Annotated in this window: 24 protein-coding genes and 1 pseudogene; 14 read left to right on the top strand and 11 right to left on the bottom strand. The window is 69.2% G+C overall.

Translation table 11 applies throughout. The features are described 5' to 3' along the window. Positions 1 to 17 precede the first annotated feature (17 nt). Genes ULB03_RS06360 through ULB03_RS06345 form a run of 4 tightly spaced genes read left to right on the top strand, consistent with a single transcriptional unit; the run spans position 18 to position 2,604 of the window. Entirely contained in the window at positions 18 to 464 is a 447-nt protein-coding gene (locus ULB03_RS06360; protein ID WP_322482398.1) for a thiol-disulfide oxidoreductase DCC family protein, read from the top strand. A gap of 26 nt (positions 465 to 490) precedes the next feature. Further along, a complete protein-coding gene (locus ULB03_RS06355) occupies positions 491 to 1,798 on the top strand; it encodes an SDR family oxidoreductase (protein WP_322482397.1) in 1,308 nt (435 codons plus the stop codon). A 3-nt stretch (positions 1,799 to 1,801) separates the two neighbouring features. Then, a complete protein-coding gene (locus tag ULB03_RS06350; RefSeq protein ID WP_322482396.1) occupies positions 1,802 to 2,281 on the top strand; it encodes a DUF2269 family protein in 480 nt (159 codons plus the stop codon). 26 nt (positions 2,282 to 2,307) lie between these two features. After that, positions 2,308 to 2,604 (top strand): putative quinol monooxygenase, encoded by a 297-nt coding sequence (locus ULB03_RS06345; RefSeq protein ID WP_322482395.1) that lies wholly within the window; start codon positions 2,308 to 2,310, stop codon positions 2,602 to 2,604. A gap of 4 nt (positions 2,605 to 2,608) precedes the next feature. Here ULB03_RS06345 and ULB03_RS06340 read toward each other — a convergent pair whose 3' ends face one another. From ULB03_RS06340 to ULB03_RS06330, 3 genes are all read right to left on the bottom strand, one after another. Next, on the bottom strand, positions 2,609 to 3,304 hold the full coding sequence (locus tag ULB03_RS06340; protein ID WP_322482394.1) for an RluA family pseudouridine synthase: 696 nt from the start codon (positions 3,302 to 3,304) through the stop codon (positions 2,609 to 2,611). A 72-nt stretch (positions 3,305 to 3,376) separates the two neighbouring features. After that, the gene (locus ULB03_RS06335) at positions 3,377 to 4,507 is read right to left on the bottom strand and encodes a hypothetical protein (protein ID WP_322482393.1); all 1,131 of its coding nucleotides are present in this window, start codon (positions 4,505 to 4,507) and stop codon (positions 3,377 to 3,379) included. 217 nt (positions 4,508 to 4,724) lie between these two features. Then, complete coding sequence (locus ULB03_RS06330; protein ID WP_322482392.1) at positions 4,725 to 7,145, bottom strand: penicillin acylase family protein; 2,421 nt, start codon at positions 7,143 to 7,145, stop codon at positions 4,725 to 4,727. 260 nt (positions 7,146 to 7,405) lie between these two features. Between ULB03_RS06330 and kynU the strand changes: the two genes are divergently transcribed. Together kynU and ULB03_RS06320 are read left to right on the top strand one after the other, a co-directional pair. Continuing rightward, positions 7,406 to 8,659: a kynureninase gene (kynU, locus tag ULB03_RS06325; protein WP_322482391.1), complete on the top strand. Its 1,254-nt coding sequence runs from the start codon at positions 7,406 to 7,408 to the stop codon at positions 8,657 to 8,659. Next, positions 8,656 to 9,027 (top strand): hypothetical protein, encoded by a 372-nt coding sequence (locus ULB03_RS06320; RefSeq protein ID WP_322482390.1) that lies wholly within the window; start codon positions 8,656 to 8,658, stop codon positions 9,025 to 9,027. The genes kynU and ULB03_RS06320 overlap by 4 nt, the downstream gene beginning before the upstream one ends. A 4-nt stretch (positions 9,028 to 9,031) precedes the next feature. On the opposite strand, the gene kynA is transcribed toward ULB03_RS06320, so the two are convergent. Both kynA and ULB03_RS06310 read right to left on the bottom strand, forming a co-directional pair. Further along, complete coding sequence (kynA, locus tag ULB03_RS06315) at positions 9,032 to 9,877, bottom strand: tryptophan 2,3-dioxygenase (protein ID WP_322482389.1); 846 nt, start codon at positions 9,875 to 9,877, stop codon at positions 9,032 to 9,034. Positions 9,878 to 9,890: 13 nt separating this feature from the next. Continuing rightward, positions 9,891 to 11,141, bottom strand: a complete 1,251-nt coding sequence (locus tag ULB03_RS06310; protein ID WP_322482388.1) for a UbiH/UbiF/VisC/COQ6 family ubiquinone biosynthesis hydroxylase — start codon at positions 11,139 to 11,141, stop codon at positions 9,891 to 9,893. 423 nt (positions 11,142 to 11,564) lie between these two features. On the opposite strand from ULB03_RS06310, the gene ULB03_RS06305 reads away from it, so the two are divergent. From ULB03_RS06305 to ULB03_RS06280, 6 genes and pseudogenes are all read left to right on the top strand, one after another. Beyond that, positions 11,565 to 11,903 carry a P-II family nitrogen regulator gene (locus tag ULB03_RS06305; protein ID WP_322482387.1) on the top strand — a complete coding sequence of 113 codons (339 nt, stop codon included), beginning with the start codon at positions 11,565 to 11,567 and terminating at the stop codon, positions 11,901 to 11,903. Between the two features lie 219 nt (positions 11,904 to 12,122). Then, positions 12,123 to 13,372, top strand: a pseudogene (locus ULB03_RS06300) (aminotransferase class I/II-fold pyridoxal phosphate-dependent enzyme). Positions 13,373 to 13,534: 162 nt separating this feature from the next. Next, entirely contained in the window at positions 13,535 to 14,431 is an 897-nt protein-coding gene (locus tag ULB03_RS06295; protein WP_322482386.1) for a DNA translocase FtsK 4TM domain-containing protein, read from the top strand. A 215-nt stretch (positions 14,432 to 14,646) separates the two neighbouring features. Next, on the top strand, positions 14,647 to 16,317 hold the full coding sequence (locus tag ULB03_RS06290) for a DNA translocase FtsK (RefSeq protein ID WP_322483788.1): 1,671 nt from the start codon (positions 14,647 to 14,649) through the stop codon (positions 16,315 to 16,317). A 127-nt stretch (positions 16,318 to 16,444) separates the two neighbouring features. Then, positions 16,445 to 17,095, top strand: coding sequence for a LolA family protein (locus ULB03_RS06285; protein WP_322482385.1), 651 nt, complete (start codon positions 16,445 to 16,447; stop codon positions 17,093 to 17,095). A 40-nt stretch (positions 17,096 to 17,135) separates the two neighbouring features. Beyond that, on the top strand, positions 17,136 to 17,918 hold the full coding sequence (locus tag ULB03_RS06280; protein WP_322482384.1) for a gamma-glutamyl-gamma-aminobutyrate hydrolase family protein: 783 nt from the start codon (positions 17,136 to 17,138) through the stop codon (positions 17,916 to 17,918). Between the two features lie 116 nt (positions 17,919 to 18,034). On the opposite strand, the gene ULB03_RS27575 is transcribed toward ULB03_RS06280, so the two are convergent. Next, on the bottom strand, positions 18,035 to 18,208 hold the full coding sequence (locus ULB03_RS27575) for a hypothetical protein (protein ID WP_463605629.1): 174 nt from the start codon (positions 18,206 to 18,208) through the stop codon (positions 18,035 to 18,037). A 41-nt stretch (positions 18,209 to 18,249) separates the two neighbouring features. Then, on the bottom strand, positions 18,250 to 18,576 hold the full coding sequence (locus ULB03_RS27570) for a glutathione peroxidase (RefSeq protein ID WP_463605628.1): 327 nt from the start codon (positions 18,574 to 18,576) through the stop codon (positions 18,250 to 18,252). 161 nt (positions 18,577 to 18,737) lie between these two features. On the opposite strand from ULB03_RS27570, the gene xth reads away from it, so the two are divergent. Continuing rightward, a complete protein-coding gene (xth, locus tag ULB03_RS06270; protein WP_322482383.1) occupies positions 18,738 to 19,532 on the top strand; it encodes an exodeoxyribonuclease III in 795 nt (264 codons plus the stop codon). A 47-nt stretch (positions 19,533 to 19,579) separates the two neighbouring features. On the opposite strand, the gene ULB03_RS06265 is transcribed toward xth, so the two are convergent. The 4 genes from ULB03_RS06265 to ULB03_RS06250 form a co-directional block, all read right to left on the bottom strand. Beyond that, positions 19,580 to 19,876, bottom strand: a complete 297-nt coding sequence (locus tag ULB03_RS06265; protein WP_145736604.1) for a hypothetical protein — start codon at positions 19,874 to 19,876, stop codon at positions 19,580 to 19,582. A 193-nt stretch (positions 19,877 to 20,069) separates the two neighbouring features. Then, positions 20,070 to 22,793 carry a bifunctional acetate--CoA ligase family protein/GNAT family N-acetyltransferase gene (locus ULB03_RS06260; RefSeq protein ID WP_322482382.1) on the bottom strand — a complete coding sequence of 908 codons (2,724 nt, stop codon included), beginning with the start codon at positions 22,791 to 22,793 and terminating at the stop codon, positions 20,070 to 20,072. Positions 22,794 to 22,995: 202 nt separating this feature from the next. Then, positions 22,996 to 23,529 carry an inorganic diphosphatase gene (ppa, locus tag ULB03_RS06255; RefSeq protein ID WP_004271346.1) on the bottom strand — a complete coding sequence of 178 codons (534 nt, stop codon included), beginning with the start codon at positions 23,527 to 23,529 and terminating at the stop codon, positions 22,996 to 22,998. Between the two features lie 171 nt (positions 23,530 to 23,700). Next, positions 23,701 to 24,681 carry an adenosine kinase gene (locus tag ULB03_RS06250; protein ID WP_322482381.1) on the bottom strand — a complete coding sequence of 327 codons (981 nt, stop codon included), beginning with the start codon at positions 24,679 to 24,681 and terminating at the stop codon, positions 23,701 to 23,703. Positions 24,682 to 24,773: 92 nt separating this feature from the next. Between ULB03_RS06250 and ULB03_RS06245 the strand changes: the two genes are divergently transcribed. Further along, positions 24,774 to 25,478 (top strand): EI24 domain-containing protein, encoded by a 705-nt coding sequence (locus tag ULB03_RS06245; RefSeq protein ID WP_322482380.1) that lies wholly within the window; start codon positions 24,774 to 24,776, stop codon positions 25,476 to 25,478. Positions 25,479 to 25,606 lie beyond the last annotated feature (128 nt).

The following is a 25,606-nucleotide window of genomic DNA, read 5'->3' as shown; positions in this document are numbered from 1 at the left end:
TGTCAGGACAAAGCGCCATGGCCGCGTACAGCTATCGTGATGACCCGTCGGTGCCGGCGTTTCCGGATGACAAGCCCATCATCGTCTTCGATGGCCACTGCGTCCTCTGCTCCGGCTTCGCCCAGTTCGTGATGCGGCACGACCCGGCCGGTCGCTTCCGCTTGATGGCGGCGCAGACGCCCCTGGGGGCGGCACTCTACCGGCATTACGGGCTCGATCCCGTGGACTACCAGACCAACCTGGTGCTGGAGGACGGCGTGGCGCGGGTGAAGTCCGACAGTTCCATCCGCGTGTTCGAGTGCCTGGGCTTTCCGTGGTCGCTGCTGACCCTGGCCCGCCTGCTGCCCCGACCCTTGCGCGACGCGCTCTACAGCCTGGTCGCGCGCAACCGCTTGCGCTGGTTCGGCGCGCGGGCTGTCTGTTACCTTCCCACCCCGGAACAGCGGGACCGGTTCATCCTGTAAGAGGGCCGGCCCAGGGGGGATGGGGCATGCGCGTCCTGGTCATTGGGGCCTATGGGCTGATCGGCACCTACGTCGTGGCGCGTCTGCTGGCCGAGGGGCACGCCGTCACCGGCGCCGGCCGCGACATCACCGGGCCCGCGCGGCAATCGCCCCAGGTGGGCTGGGTCCGCGTCGACTTGGCCACGGCGACGGTGGAGGATTGGCTGCCCCTGCTGGCCGATGTCCAGGCGGTGGTGAATTGCGCCGGCGCGCTGCAGGATGGCCCGCGGGACGATTTGGCGGCGGTGCACCGTGACGGGGTCGCCCGCCTGGCGGCGGCCTGCGTACGGCAAGGCGTACGGCGCCTGGTCCATATCTCCGCCGCCGGTGTCGCCGCCCATCGTGCCCTGGGCGTCCAGGGCGATCGGTTCAACGATACCAAGCTGGCGACCGAGGATCTGCTGCGCGCCAGCGATCTGGATTGGATCATCCTGCGCCCCGGCCTGGTGCTGGCGCCCGCCGCCTATGGCGGCAGCGCCCTGTTACGCGGCCTGGCCGCCTTGCCCATCGTGACGCCCGTCGTCCATGCCGAGGCCACGGTGCAGGTGGTGGCCGCGACCGATGTGGCGCGGGCGGTGGCCGTGGCGGTACGGCCCGACACCCCACCGCGACGCGCCATCGATCTGGTTCATCCCGAGGTGATCGCCATGGCCGACCTGGTGGGCGCCCTGCGGCGCTGGCTGGGCCTGCCCCCGGCACCCCTGTGGCGCCTGCCTCCCGGCATGGCGCGGCTGGTGGCCAAGGGCGCCGACGCCCTGGCCTGGGCCGGCTGGCGCAGCCCGTTACGCACGGCCACCCTGGACCAACTGCGCGCCGGCATCGCCGGCGACGGCCATGCCCTGGAACGCGAACTGGGGTTCAAGCCCCTGTCGCTGGCTGACATGCTGACCGCCTACCCCGCCGGGGTGCAGGAACGCTGGTTCGCCAAAAGCTATGTCCTGAAGCCAGCAATGATGGCAACGCTGGCGCTTTTCTGGATCCTGTCCGGCGCGACCGGCTTCTGCCGTGTGCCGCAGGCCACCGGCGTCCTCACCATGGCGGGTATGGCGCAGGCGCCGGCCACCCTGGCCGTGCTGCTGGGATCGGCCGTCGACATCGCCTTGGGTGTGGGCGTCGTTTTCCGGCGGCGGGCCAAGACGGCCCTCCTGGGCATGGTCGCGGTATCGGGCGCGTACATGGTGGGCGGTACGCTGTGGCGGCCGGACTTGTGGCTGGACCCCATGGGCCCCTTTCTCAAGACCCTGCCGGCGGCGATGCTGGCGCTGGCGGCCCTGGCCCTGCTGGATGAGCGCTGACGGATGTCGCTGATGGACTTCTACGACGTGGTGAAGGTCGCTCACATCATCGGTGCCGCCGTGCTGTTCGGCACGGGGGCCGGCATCGCTTTCTTCATGCTGATGGCCCATCGCACCCGGGACGCGGCCCTGGTCGCCCATACCGCCCAGATCGTGGTGGTGGCCGACAGCCTTTTCACGGCGTCCGCCGTGGTGGCGCAGCCGCTGACCGGCGGCACGTTGGCCCACCTGGCGGGATATCCCCTGTTCAGCGGCTGGATCGGGCTCAGCCTCATCCTGTACGCCGTCACCGGCGCCTTCTGGCTGCCGGTGGTGTGGATGCAGATCCGCCTGCGGAATCTGGCGCGGGCGGCGGTACGTGCGGGCCAGCCGCTGCCGCCCGCCTATTTCCGTCTGTTCCGGGTCTGGTTCGCCTTCGGCTTCCCCGCCTTCGCCGCGGTGCTGGGCATCCTTTGGCTGATGGTCACCAAGCCCACCCTCTGATTCCCATCCTCAAAGGACACCACCTGATGATCGCCCAACTGATCCGCCTGGAAGTCGCCCCCGAACTGCGGCAGAAGGCGCTGGCCTTGCAGCAGGTTAACGTCGAGCAGACGCGGCTGGAGCCGGGCTGCCGCCGCTTCGACTTCGCGGCGGCCAAGGACGAACCCGGCGTCTACTATGTGTGGGAGGTGTTCGAGGACCAGGCGGCCCTGGACGCCCATTACGCCGGCGCCTATTTCCAGGCCTGGCGCACCTGGATGCTGGCCCAGGCGGACGGGAAGGTCGTCCGCACCCGTTTTCCCATCGATCCGCTGTGGCTGTGAGGCTTCACTCCCCCGCCCAGCCGCAGCGCTTCAGCGCTGCCCGCAGATGGGCGGGCACGGGGGCTTCGGCGCCCACCGGGTCGCGGCTGGGGTACAGCGGCAGGACGATGCCGCGGGAATGCAGGTGCAGGGCGCCGGCGGGGCCGCCATAGGCCGGGTCGCCCAGCAGGGGACAGCCGACATGGGCCATGTGGACGCGGATCTGGTGGGTGCGGCCGGTGCGGGGATACAGCTCCACCCAGGTGAGGGGGCCGTCCGGCGTCTCCGCCCGGCCGCGCACCCGATAATCGGTGACGCTGGCTTGGCTGTCGGGCGTGCCCTCGGGCACCACCTCCATCTTCCAGCCGTTCTTGTTGGTGCGCTTGAACAGGCTGGCCTCGATACGGCCTTCCTCCGCCGGCGGTGATCCCGCCACCACCGCCCAATAGGTCTTGGACACCCGTCCCTCCTGGAACAGCTTGCCCAGCTTGCGCAGCGCCTTGGGGTGGCGGCCCAGCACCAGGCAGCCGCTGGTGTCGCGGTCCAGGCGGTGGGCCAGGGTGGGCGCCCGCGGCAGGCCGAAGCGCAGGGCGTCGAAGTGGCGTTCCAGGTTGTCGCCGCCGCCGGGGCCGGCGTGCACGGGCAGGCCGGCCGGCTTGTCGATGATCAGCATCAGCGCGTCGCGGTACAGCACGCGGGCCTGGATGTCTTCTGGCTTCATGGCGATGGGGTCCTTCAGGGCGCGCGCCGCGCTCGCCCCAGGCCTTACCCCGTCAGGCCCCGCCAATCAAGGTCAGGGGTCGCGTGCCGGCCCCGCCGCCACCTGCTGGGTCATGGCGCGACCGGCACCCAGCGACGGCACCGTGGCGCCCAGTTGGCTGGGTGCCAAGACCGGGGCCAGGCCCAGGGTGGAGCCCAGGACCGGGGCGGCGACCGGCTGGCGGTTCAGCCCATGGTGCAGCGCGATGTCCAGCACCCAGGTGAGATAGGTCTCGATCATGCCGCTGACATGGAAGGCGGGGCAGCCGGTGAACAGCCGGTCGTGGCCGGTGGTGACCGGGGCGATGCCGTCCAGCCGCAGGTCCAGGCGGCGATCCGCCCCTTCCCCCACCAGGCGGAAAGGCGAGCCCTCCTGCGTGGTCGGGTTCACGGCCGAGTCGCCATGGGGGTGCAGGTGGGCGGCCTCCAGAAAGGCGACGATCATGCCCAGGCTGCCGGAGGCCAGGGTCGCGATCTCCTTGCGCGACCGCCACAGCATGGCCCGCCATTCCGCCGGCGGCAGGTCCACGCCGAGATAATAGGCGGCCTCCACCAGGCTCCAGCAGACATGCAGGGCGGTGTTGCTGCCGGTCTTGGCGATGCTCAGCACCGAATGGTCGGCACGGCGATACAGGGCGGAGGCGGAGAAGAAGCGGCCCGCGGCCCGCGCCATGCGGCCGAAGGGGCAGGCGATGGGCGCCTGCGGGGCCCCGCGCGCCTCAAGGTCCGCCATCCACAGGTCCAGTTCCTTGTTCAGGCCCAGGCAGCCGGCGGTGCGCAGCAGTCCGAAACGGTGGTGGGCGCTCATCCAGTCGGGCAACGCCGCGAAGGGCCCGGCGCCCGTGTCCTTCATGCGCTCCATGGCGCGGACCAGGCGGTGGCGGAAGTCACGGAACAGGAAGACCAGGTGCAGGTTGCCCTTCAGCCGGTCGACGTTGTCGCTGGTCAGCGCCAGGTCGGCATGGGCGCGGGCGAGATAGGCGTCCAGCGCGTGCGCGTCGCCCGTCATGTCCATCATCTCCAGCACCGGCGTCACGGCCAGGCGCTGGATGCCAGCGGCGGCGTGCGCCTCCTGATAGGCCCGGGCGAAGGAACCGTTGGGCGCCTCCGTCTCCAGGCCGGCGGACTCGGTCGAACTCAGGCCGGAAACAACGCCACCATCCATGATGCAGGCACCCCGCAGATGAAACCGGGGATGCCCAAGCACGCGGCGGGCCATGCAACGATTCAAGCGGAATCAATGCATTACTGCATAAGCCCTGGCATTTAGGACAGGGTGGCGCGGGAAAGTCCTGCCGGGTGCCTGCAAAAAGCCGGCAGGAATTGCCGAAAGCATGACGACATCGCCATCAATGCCATCATGCGTTTCGCAACATGAAGGGTCAGGGCGTGGCGCTGGCCGGCGCGGGCGCCAGGGTCAGGCGCCAGCGGGTGGCGCCGGGCAGCAGCGGCGTGGCGCGGCCCTGCACCCAGTCCTCATGCCCCTTGTTGTAATAGGGCGACAGCGGGTGGCCGCTCTGCCCCGTGGGCATGTGGAACAGCCCGGTGTCCTCATGCCCCGGCGACACCACCAGGCGTTCCGAGGCGCCGAAGCTGGGCGCCGTCACGCGCGGCTGGAACAGGTCGCCGGCCACCGGCTCCGACGGCGGGTCCAGGTAGGGCGCCAGCACCGGGGCCACGGTCGACAGGGGGTGGTGGATGGCCAGGCGGTTGCGGTCGCCCCAGGTGAACCGCGCGATGTCGCCGCCGTTCTGGGCCAGGCGCTCACGCACATCCTTCAGGGCGGCGTCGATCAGGGCGTCCCAGCTTTTGTATCCGGGCGGCACCAGGCCGGGCGACTTGGCCGTCAGCAGGCGGCGCGCCGGCCCTTCGGCCTGGTGGCTGACCAGGTCGCCGGCGTGGTCCCCGGCGGGTCCCGCCAGCGGGGCGGTGTACGCCTGGTACAGCCTGTCGACCACGGCGGTGCGGAAGCTGCGCACCAGGCGATACCCGACGGAGGGGATGGCGGCCCTGCCGCCCCAGCTTTCCACCGGCGCCACCAGGTTGGCCAGCGCCTGGTCGCTGGCCCGCTCGCCCAGGGCCTGCAGCATCAGCCGCTGCCAGAAGTCCAGCATGGGCGCCCGGTCGTCCAGCTGGATGTCCAGCATGTCCTTTTCGGCGAAATGGTCGCGGGCGGCCAGGTCGTCGCGGATCTGGCCGGCCCTGCCGCCCAGGGCATAGCCGCCGAAGCCCAGCTTGGCCAGCGCGTCGCCGCCCACCACGCGGGTGTTGGCCGTCCACAGCCGGCCGTTGGCGGGGTTGGCGATGACCGGCACCTCCGCCGGCGACAGATAGCCGTTCCAGCCCGCCTTGCCATCGGCCCAACTGACGGGCAGCGTGCCGTCATGGCCGAAGCGGCGCGGCACCAGGCCGACGATGGTCCAGGCCAGGTTGCCCTTGGCGTCGACCACCATCATGTTCTCATTGGGGATGGGCAGCCGGTGGGCGATGGCCACCGCCTCATCCACCGATCCTGCCCGTTCCAGGGCCGCTCCGGCGGACATCACCTCCGCCCCCACGTCATGCGCCACCCAGCGATAGGCCAGCTTGCGCCCCTGCGCGTCGGTGCCGACCACCGGGCCCCAGTCGCTGTCCTCCACCGTGATGCTGGGACAGGTCGGCGCGGGGCACAGCACCTCCCGGTGCTTCTCCAGGGTCTTGGGCCCGTCCGGCGTCTTGTAGCGGTCGGCGTCGCCGTCCACCGGCTCCAGGACAACCACGTCACCGGTGTCGACATAGGCGTCGGTATAGCCCCAGGCGATGCGCTTGTTGCTGCCCACCACCAGCAGGGGATTGCCGGGCAGGGTGACGCCGATCAGGTCCAGGGTGGGGGCGTCGGCCCCGGCGGGTTTCACCACCAGGCGGGCCCGGTACCAGGTGTTGGGGGCCCACAGGCGCAGGTGCATGTCGTTGGCCACCATGGCGGCCCCCGTGCTGGTCAGCGCGCCGCTGACCGCCCAGTTGTTGCTGCCGGGGATCATCGCCTCCCCCTCGCCCTGCTCAGGCGCCACCGCCCCCATCTTGACGGCGGGGGTGTAGCTGTCGGGCATGGGCGGTTCGGGCAGCGTGCTGCCGTCCAGGGGGGCGTCCAGCTCCGTGCCCTGGGGATAAAGGAAGTTGGCCATGGCGGGGCCCATCTGGTCGATGGCCAGCGCCAGGCGGCGCTCCTCCCATCCGTCAGAGGACTGCAGGTCGAAATACATGGCGTCCACGACCAGCAGCGTGTCCTCCAGGCTCCACGGCTTGGGCTGCTGGCGTAGCAGCGTATACTCGAAGGGGGCGCGCTTCAGGCCGTTCAGCCCGGCGTTCACGCCGGCGGTGTAGGCCGTCAGCATCGCCCGCTCCTCCGGGCCGGACCGCTCGACGGCGGCATGGGCCCGGGCGCGGAAGCGGTGCAGGCGACGGGGGGTGTCCTCCTTGGCCATCGCCGGGCCCACCAGTTCCGACAACTCGCCGGCGGCGCTGCGCCGCATCAGGTCCATCTGGAAATACCGCTCCTGGGCATGCAGGAAGCCCAGGGCGTACATCAGGCTGGTGCGGTCGGGGCCCGTCAGGGTGGGCACGCCGTTCTCGTCCCGCTCCACCGTCACCGGGGCGGACAGGCCAGGGATGGCGGCCGTGCCCTCCAGTTGGGGCAGGCTGGCGTTCAGGCTCCAGGCCGACCAGGTGCCCAGGCCGGCGATGCCCACCACCGCCACGCCGGCGATCCCGCCCAACCATGCCAGAACCCGGCGCCCGCTGCGGCGGTCGGTCTTCGCTTCCATTCCTGTCCCCATGCGTCAGGCTTGTTTTGAGCCGCCCCTCGGCTGAAGGCCCCTTTGCGCGGAGGCACCGTGGGCCCGGCCGCCTCGGCGGCGGCGCATTCTCATCCAATGTGTCCGCCGAAGGCAACAAATCCCAAGTACGCCAACACCGTGTCGGCGGGATGGGGCAACCGCGATTGGCCCCCTCGATTGGGCTTGGTGCCGCCGGCGCGCCCTGGGTATGGTCGGACGCCATCAACAACGGTTGGGAGAGGCCGGCCATGGCCTGGACACGTGACGCGATGCTGGCGCTGGACGCCCGGGACCCGGTGGCGGCGGCCCGCGACGCCTTCGACCTGCCCCCCGGCGTCATCTACCTGGACGGCAATTCCCTGGGCGCCCTGCCCCGCGCCACCCGCGCCCGGCTGGCCCAGGTGGTGGACCGGGAATGGGGCGTGGACCTCATCCGCAGTTGGAACAGCGCCGACTGGATCACCCTGCCCACCCGGGTGGGCGACCTGATCGCCCCGCTGATCGGGGCGGACGCCGGCGAGGTCATCGCCGCCGACTCCACCTCCGCCAACCTGTTCAAGCTGGCGGCCGGGGCCGTGACGTTGCAGCGCCGCCGCAACCCGGGCCAGGGCCGCCGCGTCATCCTGTCGGAACCGGGCAATTTCCCAACCGACCTCTATGTCATGCAGGGCCTGGCCGACCTGCTGGGCGATGTCGAGCTGCGCACCGTGCCGGCGGCGGGGTTGGCCGCCGCGCTGACCCCGGACGTGGCCCTGCTGCTTCTGACCCATGTGCATTACAAGACGGGCCGGGTGCACGACATGGCCGCCCTGACGGCCAAGGCCCATGCCGTGGGGGCGCTGGCCCTATGGGACCTGTCGCACAGCGCCGGGGCGCTGGCGGTGGATCTCAACGGCTGCGGCGCCGACCTGGCCGTGGGCTGCGGGTACAAATACCTGAACGGCGGCCCCGGTGCCCCGGCCTTCCTGTTCGTCGCCCGCCGCCACCAGGATGCCCTTCGCCCGCCCCTCTCCGGCTGGATGGGCCATGCGGCGCCCTTCGCCTTCGGCGACGACTACCACCCGGCCCCCGGCATCCTGCGCCACCTCTGCGGCACCCCCCCGGTCATCGGCCTGTCGGCGCTGGAGGAAGGGGTGAAGATCATGGCCGCCGCCGACCGTGACGCCCTGTTCGCCAAGTCCCGCCGCCTGGGCGACCTGTTCCTGGAGCTGGTGGACCAGCGCCTGGGCGCCCATGGCTTCCAGGTCCTCTGTCCCCGCGACAGCGCCCAGCGGGGCAGCCAGGTCAGCCTGGGGCACGACCAGGGCTACGCCATCGTCCAGGCGCTGATCGAGCGCGGCGTCATCGGCGACTTCCGTGCGCCCGAGGTCCTGCGCTTCGGCTTCGCCCCCCTCTACATCCGCTACGTGGATGTCTGGGACGCCGTGGATCATCTGGTGGACATCATGGAGACGGGCCTGTGGCGGGAGGCGCGCTTCCATGAGCGGGCGGCGGTGACGTGATCCCCCGTTCGCGGCTATTGCTGCTAGTGGGCGCCCTGCTTTTTCTGGTGCTTGCCAGCCATGGCCGGGGAACGTCCGACCTCCCAACAGCCTATGACACCCTGCGCAAGGTCTATGGGGAGATCCACGTCGGCATGACCGCCGATGACGCCAGGCACGTTGCCGAGGCGGAAGGCGCCCGTGTGCGGAGCATAGGCTTCATCAGCGAGCCACCAGCTCCCGGTGAAGCCGCGAATACCGCTCCCGACAGCTACAGCCTGTTTCTAGGTATCCCGGTGACGGAAGATCCGGGCTTTGTCTCCATCAGCGTGCATATCCGTAATGGCCGGGTGGACAAGGTGTCGCCGGTAACGCCGCCGGAACCATGAGCGGCTATAGGCTGGTCCGCACGCTGAACAGTTCCGGGAAGAACTTCAGGTCCAGCGCCTTCACCAGATAGCTGACCCCGCCGGTGCCGCCGGTGCCGGGCTTGAAGCCGATGATGCGTTCCACCGTCTTCATGTGGCTGAAGCGCCATTGCTGGAAGCGGTATTCCAAATCCACCAGCTTTTCCGCCAGGTCGTACAGCTCCCAATGCTCGTGCGGGTCGCGGTAGACGGCCAGCCAGGCGGCCTCCACCGCCGGATGCGCCTGGTGCGGCTGGGTCCAGTCGCGGTCCAGCAGGCCGGCCGGGAGGGCAAAGCCCCGACGGTGCAGCAGGCGCAGGGTTTCGTCATACAGGCTGGGCTGGGCGTAGGCGGCCATCAGCTCGGCATGGATGGCAGGGTCGCCCTGGTGCACGGTGATCATGCCGGCGTTCTTGTTGCCCAGCAGGAATTCCAGCTGGCGGTACTGATAGGACTGGAAACCGCTGCTCTGCCCCAGATGCGGGCGGATCAGGCTGTAATCCGCCGGCGTCATGGTGGCCAGCACGTCCCAGGACTGGATCAGTTGCGCCTGGATGCGGCTGACGCGCGCGATCATCTTCAGCGCCGGGCCCACATCGTCCGCCTGGATTTGGCGCACGGCCGCGCGCAGCTCATGCAGGCTCAGCTTCATCCACAGTTCCGAGGCCTGGTGGATGACGATGAACAGCAGCTCGTCATGCTGGTCCGAGCGGGGATGCTGGGCAGCCAGCAACTGGTCCAGGCCCAGGTACGCGCCATAGCTGAGGTCGGGCCGCTGGTGGATGCCCTCGCCCGTCAGGTCGACGGCACCGGTCTTCTTTTCCTGCGTCATGGGCGGCGTCTTCTTACAGGGGCTCGCCACGCACCAGGCGCGGCAGTTCGCCCACGACGCCCATGGCGTGGCGCATGAACAGCTTTTTCAGCGGCAGCAGGGGCGGGGCGTTCACCGCCGCCAGGCCCAGGCCGCGCGCCAGCTTCAGCGGGGCGATGTCGTTGGAGAACAGACGGGTCAGGCCGTCGGTCACGCCCAGCAGGCTGACATTGTCGAACCGGCGCCAGCGCTGGTAACGCTCCAGCGTGGCGGTGCCGCCCACGTCCAGGCCCAGGCGCCAGGCGTCGACGATGACCTCCGCCAGGGCCGCTAGGTCGCGCAGGCCCATGTTCAGCCCCTGGCCGGCGATGGGGTGCATGGCGTGGATGGTCTCGCTGATCAGCGCCAGCCGGCGGTCGACATAGCGCTGGGCGTGTTGCCACGACAGGGGGAAGCTGTAACGGCCGCCGATGGGGCGCACGGCCCCCAGCCAATCGCCGATGCGGGCCTGAAGCTCGGCGGTGAAGGCCGCGTCGTCCAGGCCCATGTAATGGGGCACGGCCGCGCTCTTGTCCGACCAGACGATGGAGGTGCGGTTGCCGGTCAGCGGCAGCATGGCGAAGGGCCCGCTGGGCAGGAACAGCTCCACCGCCACGCCGTGGTGCGGGAATTCATGCTCCACCGTCACCACGATGGCCGTCTGGTCATAGCTGCCGCCGATCAGGCCGATGCCGGCGTCCTTGCGGCACAGGCTGCCCCGGCCATCGGCGCCCACCACCAGGCGGGCGCGCACGCGGCGGCCGTCGGCCAGGGTGATGGTGGCCATGGTCGGACCCCGATCCAGCGACGCGACCTCCACCGGGGCCAGGTGGGTGACGGACGGCAGCTCCGCCAGGCGGGCGAACTGGGCGCGGCGCAGCACCACGTTCTCGACGATGTAGCCGAAGGGCTGGTCGCCCACCTCGCGGTGGTCATAGTGCAGGAAGGTCGGACGGTTCTGGTCGGTGACGCGGATTTCCAGGATGGGACCAGCGTCGCCATTCAGGTGGGCCCACACCCCCGCCCCCTCCAGGATTTTCATGCTGCCATGGGAAATGGCGGTGGTGCGCCCGTCGAAGGTCGCCTCCAGCTGATGGGCGGGGCTGTCGCGGTCGATGCAAATGGTGCGCACCCCCGCCGTGCCCAGGGCCGCCGCCAGCGACAGGCCGGCCAGGCCGCCGCCCACGATGGCGACATCCGCGACCAGATCGGTTTCGGCGGTGGGGAGGGGGGCTTCGGTGGACATCGGCGGCGCCTTGGCAACGGGGGCAAGGGGATGGAGTTTCAGCCCCTATAGATCGCGGTGGCGCGGTCACTTGTCCAGTACCGTGCGTGTGATGGTTCCTCGGGCCGTCTCTGCCTATAATTTATGCAATTGCCTGCGCTTTGCCGATAAGCCCTCCCCTGCGGCATAATTTATCGGCACCCGCTGCGCGCAAACGGGGCGGTTTGGCCCGCGCATCCCGCTCGCGTATCCATGGCGGCCCCCTTTCTCCGGCCGCTCTTTCGGGTTAGCGACGACAATTCTGTGAACGCGGCACGCTTCTTGAAGACCGGAGGGCCCAACAGGCCCCGCCAACCGGCGCGCCCCGGCGGTGGGCGGCGCCCCGGCGCATGGGGCTTCCCCCAAAAGGGACCCTTCGGGGTCCCGGGCCTTTGAGGACTGCCGATGAAGCTCGTGGTGGCGGTGTTGAAGCCGTTCAAGCTGGATGAAGTGCGTGAGGCCTTGGCGGTCATGGGGCATTTGGGCGTGACGGTCAGCGAGGTGCGGGGCTGTGGCCGCCAGCAAGGCCGGACAGAGATTTACCGTGGGGCGGAATACGCCATGAACTTCCTCCCCAAGGTGAAGATCGAGGTGGCGGTGCCCGACGACCAGATGGAAAGCGTGGTGGAAACCATACAGGCTACGGCCAATACCGGCCGCATCGGCGACGGCAAGATCTTCGTCATGAACATCGCCGAGGCGGTGCGCATCCGCACGGGGGAGCGCGGGCAGCCGGCCCTATGATCTTATGGGATAGGTTGGCTCGCGCTTTTCATCGGGTTTCTAAGCATTTAGGGGCAAATCCACGGATTCTAAGGCGCTTTTGCGCGCCAGGGCAGGGCGGTCCGCACGCCGTGGGCCTTGTGGGGGCCACGGCCCGCCGCTAATATCGGGGCCGCCTTTCCCGATATGCCGGATATGATTTTTCCCATGCACCTGACGGCCGATACCCGGGTTCCCGTCATGACGAGTCCGATCATGGGCCCGTCCTTGAACGGCCGTTTGAGCGGACTGTCGGATTATCCGTTCACCCGCCTGGCGGCGCTGCTGGCCGACGTGACGCCGCGCAGCAACGCCGCTCCCCTGATGCTGTCCATCGGCGAACCGCAGCATGAGCCGCCGGCCCTGTTGGCCCAGGCCCTGGCCAGCGCCCCGCTGGCGGATTGGGGCAAGTATCCCCCACCATCGGCACCGCCCCCTTCCGCGCCGCCGTCCATGGGTGGCTCTGCCGCCGCTACGGCCTGCCCGCCGGCTTCGTGGATGTGGACAAGGGCATCCTGCCCGCCACCGGCACGCGGGAGGCCTTGTTCCAGGTGGCGCTGCTGGCCACGCCGCAGCTCAAGGATGGCCGTCAACCGGCCGTGCTGATCCCCAATCCCTTCTACGCCGTGTACGAGGGGGCCGCCGCCCTGGCGGGGGCGGAGCCGGTGTTCATGCCCGCTACCCGGCAGACCGGTTTCCTGCCCGACCTGGACGCCCTGGCGCCCGACCTGCTGGCCCGCACGGCGCTGATGTACCTGTGCACGCCGTCCAACCCGCAAGGGGCGGTGGCGGACTTGGCGTACCTGAAGAAGGCCATTACCCTGGCCCGCGCCCACGGCTTCGTCCTGGCGCTGGACGAATGCTACGCCGAAATCTGGGACAAGGCCCCGCCCCCCGGCGGGTTCGAGGCCGCGCTGGCCTTGGAGAACGAGGGGGCCGGCCAGGGGCAAGCGGGCCAGGGAACTGCCAACCTGCTGGTCTTCAACTCCCTGTCCAAGCGGTCCAGCGCCGCCGGCTTGCGCTCCGGCTTCATCGCGGGCGATCCAGCGCTGATCCAGGCCTTCACCCGCCTGCGCAGCTATGCCCTGGCGGGCAACGCCCTGCCCGCCCAGGCCGCCGCCGCCGCGCTGTGGAACGACGACGCGCATGTCGAGGAGAACCGGCGCCTCTACCGGCAGAAGATCGACGCGGCGGAAGCGGCGCTGGCCGGCCGTTACGGCTTTTACCGTCCGGCCGGCGGCTTCTTCCTGTGGCTGGACGTGGGCGACGGCGAGGCCGCCACCCGCAGGCTGTGGGGGGAGGCGGGCCTGCGCGTCCTGCCCGGCGCCTATTTCACCCGGTCGGAACCGGACGGCAGCAATGCCGGCCACCCCTATATCCGCGTGGCCTTGGTGCATGACACCGAAACCGTGGCCCGCGCCTGTGAGACCATCGCCCGGGTGCTGGGATGACCGGCACCGGGCACGCCCGGTTTTTGGCCTGACATAAAGTTGCCTGATACCGTGTTTACTCCCTGGAACCGGCCCACCGCCCTCACCGGCCCCCCAACCGGCCAGGGCACCGATTCCGATATTGACCCACGCCCGTAAGTCTTCAGGAACGAGCGACGGCCCATGACGACCCGCCTTGCCTCCAACCCCGGTTCCCGGGGCAACCGCGACCCCCTGTCCCCCGGCCCCGCGCCCACCGGCCCGGGAAAGCGCCGCCGCGGCAGCCTGCTGCCCGAGGGGGCGTCGCAATTCCTGATGCGCCGCGCGACGGAGATGGGCGGTCTGTGCGTCGTGCTGCTGGCGCTGGCGCTGGCCGCCATCCTGTTCAGCTACGACCCCAACGACCCGTCCTGGAACACGGCCGGGCCGCACACCGCCGTGCATAACGTGGCCGGCGCCTTCGGGTCCTACACCGCCGACGTGCTGGTGCAGTGCTTCGGCCTGGCGGCCTATCTGCTGGCCGTTATCGTCGCCGGCTGGGGCGTGCGCATCCTGCGCCACGACCCGCCCAGCTTCTGGGCCGGCCGCATCGCCGCCGGGCTGTTCGCCATCACCCTGGCGGGTGTGTCCCTGGGCGGCATCTCCGCCCCCTTCGGCGGTGGCGCCGGCGGCAATGCCGGCCGCGTCATCGTCACCCTGATCGATCATTTCATCGTTGGCCATGTGGGGTGGAGCAGCCCGCTGCTGCTGGGCCTGGTCATGGCGCTGGCCACCGTGGCGCTGATCGTGGTGGCCCTGGGCGTGCCCTTCTACCAGGCCTTCGCCGCCGTGGGCGCCACCTATGGCTTCCTGCGCCGGGTGGGCCAATGGCGGCCCGCCGTCGGACCCAAGCCCGCCTCCGTCCGCCGCGCGCTCGAGCCGGCCCGATCGGCTTCCCGGTCGGCCCCCGGATCGGCGTACGAGGCGGAAGATGAGGCCTATGAGGACTATGCGGAGGAAACGGCCGCGCCCGCCGGCGGCTTGGCCGGCCGTCTGCGCGCCGCCGCCGGCTCCGCCCTTGGGGGGGCATCGGTGGCTTGAGCGGCCTGGCCGATGGCCTCAAGGGCGGTCTGGCCGACAGGTTTAAGGGCTTGGCGACGCCGAAGCGGGCGGCCCCCACTTCGCGGCGTGAGCCCGGCTTCGGCGATGGCATCCGGCGGGAACCCAGCCTGTCCATCCCCACGCTCGACCGTCCCGGCTCCGGCCTGGACCGCTCCGCCGGCGACCGTGAGCCGCCGCGCGACGGCGAACTGGATGTGGAGGGCGAGGCGGCACCCCGCCGCCCCCTGGCCACCGTGGTGCCGCCCAAGGCCAAGCCGGTGGAAATCGCGCGCAAGGCCCCGGCGCCGATGCAGCCCAGCCTGGACCTGGAACCCGATGGGCCCAGCGAATATGAACTGCCGCCGGTGGACCTCCTGCAACTGCCCGACCTGTCGGTGCGCAGCCCCGGCGTGAACGAGGACGGCCTGCGCCAGAACGCCCAGCTGCTGGAAGGCGTGCTGGACGATTTCGGCGTGAAGGGGGAGATTGGCAAGGTCCATCCCGGCCCGGTCGTCACCCTCTATGAACTGGAACCGGCGCCGGGCACCAAGTCGTCGCGCGTCATCGGCCTGGCCGACGACATCGCCCGGTCCATGAGTGCGGTGTCCGTGCGCGTGGCCGTCGTCCCCGGCCGCAACGTCATCGGCGTGGAACTGCCCAACGCCAAGCGCGAAACCGTCTACCTGCGCGAGTTGCTGGAGGCCGAAACCTACGACCGCAGCCAGCACAAGCTGGCCCTGGTGCTGGGCAAGGACATCGGCGGCCAGCCGGTCATCGCCGACCTCGCCCGCATGCCCCACCTGCTGGTGGCCGGCACCACCGGCTCGGGCAAGTCGGTGGCCATCAACACCATGATCCTGTCGCTGCTCTACCGGCTGCCGCCGGAGAAGTGCCGCTTCATCATGGTCGATCCCAAGATGCTGGAACTGTCCATCTATGAGGGCATCCCCCACCTGCTGGCGCCGGTGGTGACCGACCCCAAGAAGGCGGTGGTGGCCCTGAAGTGGACGGTGCGGGAGATGGAGGACCGCTACCGCGCCATGTCCAAGCTGGGCGTGCGCAACATCGACGGCTACAACATGCGCCTGCGCGAGGCGCGCCAGAATGGCGAGACGCTGACCCGCCGCATCCAGACGGGCTTCGACCCCGACACCGGCAAGCCGGTGTTCGAGGACCAGCCCATCGACCTGACGGAACTGCCCTACATCGTCGTCATCGTGGATGAGATGGCGGACCTGATGCTGGTGGCCGGCAAGGATATCGAGGCCGCCATCCAGCGCCTGGCCCAGATGGCCCGCGCCGCCGGCATCCACATCATCATGGCGACGCAGCGCCCCTCGGTGGACGTCATCACCGGCACCATCAAGGCCAACTTCCCCACCCGCATCAGCTTCCAGGTCACCTCCAAGATCGACAGCCGCACCATTCTGGGCGAACAGGGCGCAGAACAGCTATTGGGCCAGGGCGACATGCTCTACATGGCCGGCGGCGGCCGCATCACCCGTGTCCACGGCCCCTTCGTCCGCGACCAGGAGGTGGAGGACGTGGTGAAGTTCCTGAAGGCCCAGGGCGAGCCCAACTACGTCGACGCGGTGACGGAGGAGGATGACGCCAGCCCCTTCGATGAGGACGGCGGGTCGGGCGGCGGTGCCGGGGGCGGCAACGCCAGCTCCGGCGACGATCTCTACGACCAGGCGGTGGCCGTCGTCTGCCGCGAGGGCAAGGCCAGCACCAGCTTCATCCAGCGCCATCTGCGCATCGGCTACAACAGCGCCGCCCGCCTGATCGAGCGCATGGAGCAGGAGGGCGTGGTCAGCCGAGCCAACCATGTCGGCAAGCGCGAGGTCCTGGCCCGGAACATTGACGATCATGAGCGCGTGAATTAAGCCCAGGGCGGAAGTTCCGGCGGGCGTACGTCTGACGTACGCCCCCTCCCCTCTCGCGGTCGATTTTCCAACATCTTGTATCGCCACCCAAATTCCGCCTTAAAGCGCGGTCTATCCTGAAGGCATCATGATCCGCCGCACCGCCCTCGCCGCCCTGCCCCTCGCCTTTCTGGTCGCGCTCGCCCCCGTGGCGTGGCCCGGGACGGCCGCCGCCAAGCCGTCCACCCAGCTCACCGACCAGGACAAGGCCAAGCTGACGCAGGTGGAAACCTACCTGAACGGCATCCAGACGCTGAAATCCCAGTTCCAGCAGATCAACCCGGACGGCAGCCTGGTGCGCGGCACCTTCCAGCTGAAGCGACCAGGCAAGATGCGGATCGACTACGACCCGCCCAACAAGAACTTCATCGTGGCCGATGGCCACTTTGTCTATTTCTGGGACGCGGAGGCGAAGGAACAGTCCAACGCCCCCATCGGCAGCACCATGGCCGACTTCATCCTGCGGCCCGACCTGCACCTGTCCGGCGACGTCTCCGTCACGTCCATGGATGACAGCGCCGGGGTGCTGGAGGTGACGCTGGTCCAGACCAAGGACCCCGGCCTGGGCCGCCTGACCTTGATGTTCCAGGAACAACCCTTCACCCTGAAGCGGTGGCGGGTGCTGGACGCCCAAGGTGCCACCACCGAGGTGGCGCTGCTGGATCCCCAGTCGGGCGTCAGCCTGGATGACAGCCAGTTCTATTTCCGCGATCCCAGCCGCCGCAAGGAACGCGACTGACGCCTCCCTTGGCGCCCCTTAAGCAAAGGAGGGTTCAGCGATGACCAGCCTTCCCCACACCCGGCCCCACGGCCGATTGCCCATCGTCGGCGTTTCCGCCGATCATCGCACCCTGGGGCGCCATCCCTTCCATGTCGTGGGCGACAAGTATGTGCGCGCCGTGTCGGACGGCGCCGACGCCCTGGCCGTGCTGCTGCCGGCCCTGGGCGACCGGTATGACGCGGCGGAGGTGGTGTCGCGCCTGGATGGCCTGCTGTTCACCGGCAGCCCCAGCAACGTGCATCCCGACCGCTATGACGGACCCATGTCCGAGCCCGGCACCCTGCATGATCTGGACCGCGACGCCACCACCCTGCCTCTGTATCGTGCGGCGTTGGCGGCCGACCTGCCGCTGTTCGCCATCTGCCGGGGCTTGCAGGAGCTGAACGTGGCCCTGGGCGGCACCCTGCATCAGAAGGTGCAGGACGTGCCGGGCCTCATGGACCACCGCGATGACGAGACGCAGCCGCTGGAGGTCCAGTACGGCGCTGCCCATGCCGTCGACCTGACCGCCGGCGGCCTGATGGCCCGCATCACCGGGCGGGAGCGCCTGACCGTCAACAGCCTGCACCAGCAGGGCATAGACCGCCTGGCCCCCGGCCTGGCGGTGGAGGCCGTGGCGCCCGACGGCCTGATCGAGGCCGTGCGGGTGGAGGGCGCCACCTTCGCCCTGGGCGTGCAGTGGCACCCCGAATGGCGCTTCTGGGAAGACCCGGCCGCCGTCGCGCTGTTCAAGGCCTTCGGCGACGCGGTGCGGGCGCGGGCGGCGACGCGCGCGTCCTAGAGCGGAACGCGATCAGGTGTAGTCACCTGATCGCGTTCCGCTCTATCATGAACAAGTTAAGAGCGAGATGCGATCAGACATGATCGCATCTCGCTCTAACGCCGCCGCCCGGCAGTTCAGCCCAGCGCCGCCTCGATGGCGGTGACCAGGGTCGGGTCCTGCGGTTCCACATCCGGGGCGAAGCGGGCGATGACCTGGCCGTCGCGGCTGACCAGGAACTTTTCGAAATTCCAGGCCACGTCGCTGTCGTTCTTGGGCGCCAAGCCGCGCTGCGCCAGCCTGGCCAGCAACTGCCCACCCTCTTTCGGCTGGGCCTTGGGCTGGGCCGCGATCAGGGCCTGGTACAGCGGGTGCCGTTCCCCCCATTCGCATGGACCTTGGAAAACACCGGGAAGCGGACACCGTAGTTGCGCTCGCAAAAGGTCTGGATTTCCTCGGCGCTGCCCGGCTCCTGCCCCGCGAAGTCGTTGCAGGGGAAGGCCAGGACCTGGAAGCCCTTGTCCTCGAACCGGTCGTACAGCGCGGTGAGGCCGGCATATTGCGGCGTCAGTCCGCACTTGGACGCCACGTTGACCACCAGCAGCGCCTGGCCCTGGTACTCCGCCAGGCTGGCGGGGGCGCCGTTCAGGCGGGTCAGCGGGATGTCATAGAGGCTCATGGCGTCAGGCTCCGGTGCTGGAAAAAGGGATGGGCAGGGTAAAATCAAATTATATTGCGCACAATGTAATTTGGGCCCGCGATCCCGGATGGGTTTGACCTTGACCGCCTGGCGGTCGTATGCAGCGGACAGCCCTCATCATCAAACCGGCCGGGAAGCCCATGCGCATCGTCACCTGGAACATCAATTCGGTGCGGCTGCGCCTGGACATGGTCTTGCGCCTGGTGGACGACTACGGCCCCGATGTCCTGTGCCTGCAGGAAACCAAGGTGGTGGATGACGCCTTTCCGCTGAAGGAACTGGCGGCGCGGGGCTATGTCCATGCCCATGTCCGGGGGATGAAAAGCTATAACGGCGTTGCCATCCTCTCCCGCCTGCCGCTGTCGGGCACAGGTGGCACGCTGTGGTGCGAGCGGCAGGACTGCCGCCATGTGCAGGCGGAGCTGCCGGGCGGCATCGAGCTGCACAATTTCTACATCCCCGCCGGGGGCGACATCCCCGACCCCGACCTGAACGACAAGTTCCGGCACAAGCTGCGCTTCCTGGATGAACTGGCCGCCTGGGGCGAGGCGCTGGAGGACCGGCACAAGCCCCGCATCCTGGTGGGCGACCTCAACATCGCCCCGCTCGAAAACGACGTGTGGTCCCACCGCGCCCTGTTGAACGTCATCTCCCACACCCCCATCGAGGTGGCGAAGATGGACGCGATGATGCGGGCGGGGGACTGGGTGGACGCGGTGCGCCATTTCCTGCCGGCGTCGGAGAAGCTGTACACGTGGTGGTCCTACCGCTCCGCCGACTGGGGCCTGTCCGACCGGGGCCGACGCCTGGACCACATCTGGGTCACGCCGCCGCTGGTGCAGCACCTGCTGGGCTATACCGTCCTGCGCGAGGCGCGCGGCTGGGGGCCGAAGCCGTCCGACCATGTGCCGGTGATGATCGACCTGGATGTTTGACGCCGGGTGGCGGTGCCCGGTGGCTAGCGGGTGAGGTGACTCAGCCCTTAAACCGTCACATCCAGCAATTGGCCGCGCCAGGGGTGGCCGCTGCTGCGGGCGCGGACGGCGTTGGCGCCGGTGTCGGTCGCCTGGCCGGTGTCGGTGCCGCTGCGGTTGTCCTTGCTGCCTTCCGACCGACCCGTGGGCTGGGCCGCCGCGGTCGTCTGCGTCGCCACCGGCTTGGCCGTGCTTTGCGCACCCGCGACCGCCGCGACGAACGACGGGTTCTGCGTCGGCGTCTGCTGCTGCGGCGTCAGTACCGGGGTTGGTACGGCCTGGGCGATGGTGGGCGGGACAAACATGCGAATGACTCAACGCTTCCCTTGGCGTCGAGTCAAGACGCGCCAACGGCGTAAGTAAGCGGACAGTCATGCACGCGGATGCGAAGGGGCGACCATTTGCCGCCCAGGCAAGGTCCCTACAATTTTATTGAATTTGTTGACTTGGGTTCTTCTTCAGTCCCCTTTGCTCACCTGGCCCTTTTCAGCCGCCCTTTCAGCCGAACGTGTAATGCACCTCGACGATGCCGGGATCGTCCGGGTATTCGGTCTGCTTGAAGCCCAGGTCGCGGCACATCTGCAGCATGGTGACGTTCTCGCGCAGCACCTCGCCGAACACCTCGCGGATGCCGCGGGTGCGGGCGTAGTCCAGGATGCGGGTCATCAGCAGATAGCCCAGGCCCTTGCCCTTCATGTCGCTGCGCACCAGCACGGCATATTCCGCCTTCTCGTTATCGGGGTCGGCGGTGATGCGCACGGTGCCGAAGATGGCCTCGTCCCCCGGGCGCAGGTTCGATCCCTCCGCCGGCGGCGGGGCCGGGTCGGCGGCGATGGCCACCAGCGCCATCTCGCGGTCGTAGTCGATCTGCGTCAGGCGGGCGGCCATGGTGCGCGACAGGCGGCGCATGGGCGCGAAGAAGCGCAGGCGGATGTCCTCGATGGCGGTGCGGGCGATCATATCGTGGATCAGCGGCTCATCCTCCGGGCGGATGGGCCGGATCAGGAACTCACGCCCGTCATGGATTTTGACGTGCTGTTCCAGCCGCTTGGGATAGGCGCGGATGGCCAGGCGCACCGCCCCCGGTTCCGGTGGCGCCGCCACGCGGATGCGGGCGTCCAGCGCCATGACGCCGTCGGCGCCGGCGTACAGCGGGTTGATGTCAAGTTCCTGGATTTCCGGGAAGTCGATCACCAGTTGCGAGACCTTGTTCAAGGTCAGGGCGATGGCCGTCAGGTCCGCCGGCGGGCGATGGCGATAGCCCTGCAACAGGCGGTGGACGCGGGTGCGGGCCATCAGGTCGCGCGCCAGGTTCATGTTCAGCGGCGGCAGGGCCAGCGCCTTGTCCCGCACCACCTCCACCTCCGTGCCGCCCTGGCCGAACAGCAGCACGGGGCCGAACAGCGGGTCGTCGGTCATGCCCACGATCAGTTCCACCGCGCCCGGCATGTGGGCCATCTGCTGCACGGTGAACCCGTCGATGCGGGCGTCGGGGGCGGCCGCGTGGACGCGGGCCAGCATGGCCTCCGCCTCCATCCGCACCTCGTCCGGCGCCAGGTTCAGGGCCACGCCGCCCAGGTCCGACTTGTGGGTGATGTCCGGCGACACGATCTTCACGGCCAGCCGGCTGTTGCGGCCGGGCACGGCCAGCCTCCTGGCCGCCGCTTCCGCCTCCTCCGGCGTGGTGGCGGTCACCGTCTCCACCACCGGGATGCCATAGGCGCGCAGCACCTGCTTGGCCTCGTATTCCGACAGCCAGGTCCGCCCTTCCGCCAGGGCCTGCTCGATGGGGATGCGCGCCGCCACGCCGTCATAGACGAACTGGTCGGGCACGGTGGACGGCACCTCCATCAACTCATCCTGGTTCCGGCGATAACGCACCAGGTGCATGAAGGCGCGCACCGCCTCGTCCGGGGTCTGGTAGCTGGGGATGCGGTTGGCGGCGAACAGGCGCCGCGCCTCGACCGCCGCCCCCTCCCCCAGCCAGTTGGCCAGCACGGGGAAGCGCTTGCCGCGCAGCGTCTCGATCACGGCGCGCGCCGCCTCGCCGCTGTCGGCCACGGCGGTGGGGCAGTTCATCACCAGGACGGCGTCGCAGCCCTTCTCTTCCAGCAGGATGGACAGCGCGTCGGCATAACGCTTGCCGGTGGCGTCGCCCAGGATGTCGATGGGGTCGCCATGGCTCCACGTCGGGGGCAGCAGGCTGTCCAGCCGGGCGATGGCCTCGGGCGACAACTGGGCCAGCCGGCCGCCCTGCTCGATCAGGCTGTCGGTGGCGATCACGCCCATGCCGCCGCCGTTGGTCAGGATGGCCAGGCGGTCGCCCTTGATTTGCACCCCGGTGGCCAGCGTCTCCACCGCGTCGAACAGCTCGCCCAGCTCCCCCACCCGCAGCATGCCGGCGCGGCGGAAGGCGGCGTCATAGATGGCGTCCGCCGCCGCCAGCGACCCGGTGTGCGAGCTGGCGGCGCGCGCCGCCTCGTCCGAGCGGCCGGCCTTGATGACGATGACGGGTTTGGCCCGGGCGGCGGCGCGGGCGGCCGACATGAACTTGCGCGCGTGGGCGATGGCCTCGACATGCAGCAGGATGGCGCGGGTGTGCCCATCCTGGGCCATGAAGTCCAGCAGGTCGCCGAAATCCACGTCGGCCATGCCGCCCAGCGACACCAGGTGGGAAAAGCCGATGCCGCGCGGGGTCGCCCAATCGACGATGGAGGTGACGACGGCGGCACTCTGCGCCAGCAGGGCGATGTCGCCCTTCAGCGGCGGCACATGGACGAGGCTGGCGTTCAGGCCGTTGCCCGGCGCCATGACCCCCAGGCAGTTGGGCCCCAGCACGCGCAGCAGGTGGGGCTTGGCGGCATCCAGCACCTGCTGTTGCAGCGCTTTGCCCACATCGCCCAGTTCGGCGAAGCCGGCGGTGATGATCACGGCCGCCTTGGTGCCGCGCTCCCCCAACTGGCGGATCAGGTCGGGCACGGTGGCGGGTGGCGTGCAGATGACCGCGAGGTCCGGCACCACGGGCAGCGAGGCCACGTCGGGGTAGGTCAGCACCCCCTCGATGGAGCGCTCGTCCGCGTTCACGGGCATGATGGGCCCGTCGAAGCCGCCACCGAACAGGTTGCGGGCGACGACCGCGCCCACTGTCTGGGGTCGTCGGCTGGCGCCGATGATGGCGATGGACGACGGCTTGAACAGGTGGTGCAGGTTGCGGATGGTCATGCGGCCTTCCCTCTGTCCTCTGCCGTCATTGGGCGTGGGACCCGACCATAGCAGCCTCGCGCGGCAGGGCCATGACATGTCTCAAGGTTTCCGGAAGCCTAGCCCCATTGGCCGCCCGGACCAAGGGTGCCGGGCTCAGCGCCATGAAAAAGGGGCGGCACCCTGCGGCACCGCCCCCTCCATCCTTGGCGCGGAGCCAGGCTTACTTCTGGGCGTTGTAGCGCTCCATGGCGTCGCTGATCATCTTGGCGGCCTCGTCGGCGTCGCCCCAGCGGACGATGCGCACCCACTTGCCCTTTTCCAGGTCCTTGTAGTGCTCGAAGAAGTGGGCGATCTGCTCCACCAGGATCTCCGGCAGGTCCTTGTAGCTGCTGACGTTGGTGTAGAAGCTGTGCAGCTTGTCCACCGGCACGGCCAGGATCTTCTCATCCATGCCGGCCTCGTCCTCCATCAGCAGCACGCCGATGGGGCGCGAGCGCAGCACCACGCCCGGGACGACGGGGGTGTTGCTGACCACCAGCACGTCGGCCGGATCGCCGTCGCCGGACAGGGTGTGCGGCACGAAGCCGTAGTTGGCCGGGTAGTACATGGCCGTGTGCAGGAAGCGGTCGACGTAGATGGCGCCCGAGTCCTTGTCCACCTCGTACTTCACCGGCTGACCGCCCTGCGGGATCTCGATGACGACGTTGATGTCCCACGGGGCGTTCTTGCCGACCGGGATCTTGCTCATGTCCATGGAAGTTGCCTTTGCGTCACGACAAACGGTTGAACCGTGATGATGGGATCGGCCCCGAGGGGGCCGGCGCGGCGCAGTCTATGCGAGTGCACCTGCGAAAAAAAGCTGGGACAAGGTATAGCGGCGCAACCGGCGTACCCGTTCCCGCCATACCCGTTCCCGCCAGGGCGGTCAGACGCCGGCCACCAGTTGGCCCAGGTCGGCCTGCGAGCGCGCGCCGTAATGGCTGATGATCTCGGCGGCGCACAGGGCGCCCATGCGGCCGCAGGCCGCCATGTCCCGCCCCCGGGTATAGCCGTAGAGGAAGCCCGAGGCGAACAGGTCGCCGGCGCCGGTGGTGTCCACCACCTTGGCCACCGGGGCGGCCGGCACGGTCACGATCTCATCGGGGGTGACGATGACGGCCCCCTTCTCGCTGCGGGTCAGGGCGGCCACGGCCACCTGGCCGCGCACCGCCTGCACCGCCTGGTCGAAGTCGGTGCCATACAGGGCGGTGATCTCCGCCTCGTTGGCGAACAGCACGTCGACATGCCCGGCCACCAGGTCGCGGAAACTGTCCAGGTGGCGGTTCACGCAGAAGGCGTCCGACAGGGACAGCGACACCTTGCGGCCGGCGCCGTGGGCGGCCGACGCCGCCTTCAGGAACGCCTCCTTCGCCGCCGGCGGGTCCCAGAGATAGCCCTCCATGTAAGTGACCTGGGCCGAAGCGATCAGCGCCGGGTCGATATCCTCCGGGGTCAGGCGGACGGCGGCGCCCAGATAGGTGTTCATGGTGCGCGCGGCGTCCGGCGTCACCAGGATCAGGCAGCGGCCGGTGGGCGTGCCGTCCGTCAGGTCGGTGGTGACGAAGCGCGAGCCCACGGCCTCGATGTCATGGCGGTAGACGCGGCCCAACTGGTCGTTCGCGACCTTGCCGATGAAGGCGCCCTTGCCGCCCAGCATGGCGATGCCCGCCATGGTGTTGCCGGCGGAGCCGCCCGACATCTCCATGCCCGGCCCCATCTTGGCGTACAGCGCCTCGGCCTCGACCGTGTCGATCAGCCGCATGCTGTTCTTGTCCAGGCTGTTTTCGCCCAGGAAGGCATCCGTCGTCTGCGTGATCACGTCGACGATCGCGTTGCCGATCCCCACCACATCCAATTCAGCCGTCACTTAAAATCCTCCGGGTCGGCAAGAAACTTGGCGCGCAGTATAGAGATGGGGCGGCTTGCGGCAAGCGCGGGGGCATATTACCTAGGATGTTGATGATACGCGCCCTCTTCCGCACCCTGGCCCAGGCCCTCGATCCCGCCCTGCTGCGGGTGATGGTCCGTTCCTTCGTCCTGACGCTGCTGTCCTTCGTCGCGCTGGGCGTCCTGGTTTCTTTCGGGCTGGACCGCCTGCACCCCACTGGCAATCCCTGGCTGGACCCGCTGGTCACCGTGGCCGGCGCCCTGGGTGTCGTGGCCCTCGCCTGGTACTTCTTCCTGGTTGTGGTGGCGGCTGTCGCCGGCATGCTGGTGGAGCCGGTGGCCCGGGCCGTAGAGCGCCGGTGGTACCCCCAATTGCCGCCCCCCCGCGACGCCAGCCTGTGGGAGGAGACGGCGATCGCGCTGCGCTTCACCGCCCTGCTCATCGTCGTCAACGTGGCCGTGCTGCCGTTGTGGCTTTTGCCGCCGGTGGGTGCCGTCGCCTATCCGTTGGCCAACGGCTTCCTGCTGGGGCGGCAGTATTTCGACCAGGTGGCGGTGCGCCGCATGCCGTCCGATCAGGCCCGTCTACTCCGTCTGCGTTACAAGGGGCGGATTTTTTGCGCGGGCCTCATTATTGCCTTTATTTCCTTGCTGCCTGTTGTGAATCTGTTCGCGCCGGTTCTGGCGACGGCCTTCATGCTCCACCTTTTCGGCGGGTTCTCGCCGGCGGGCGGAACGCGGGGTCCGCAGCCGGGCGCATCCCGGGCGAACTCATAAAAAACGACCTTGAACGACCGGCCTGTCCCTCATCGGGGCCAGGTTGGCCGCGCGACACGAAGATTTGGGGACAACGCCAATGTTCCGACGTAACCGACCGACCCTGGGCCCCGTTGGCGGCGACCCGG

It is taken from the genome of Nitrospirillum goiasense (genome assembly GCF_034427435.1).
GTDB lineage: Bacteria > Pseudomonadota > Alphaproteobacteria > Azospirillales > Azospirillaceae > Nitrospirillum.
This window is presented reverse-complemented; position numbering and strand designations above follow the sequence as displayed.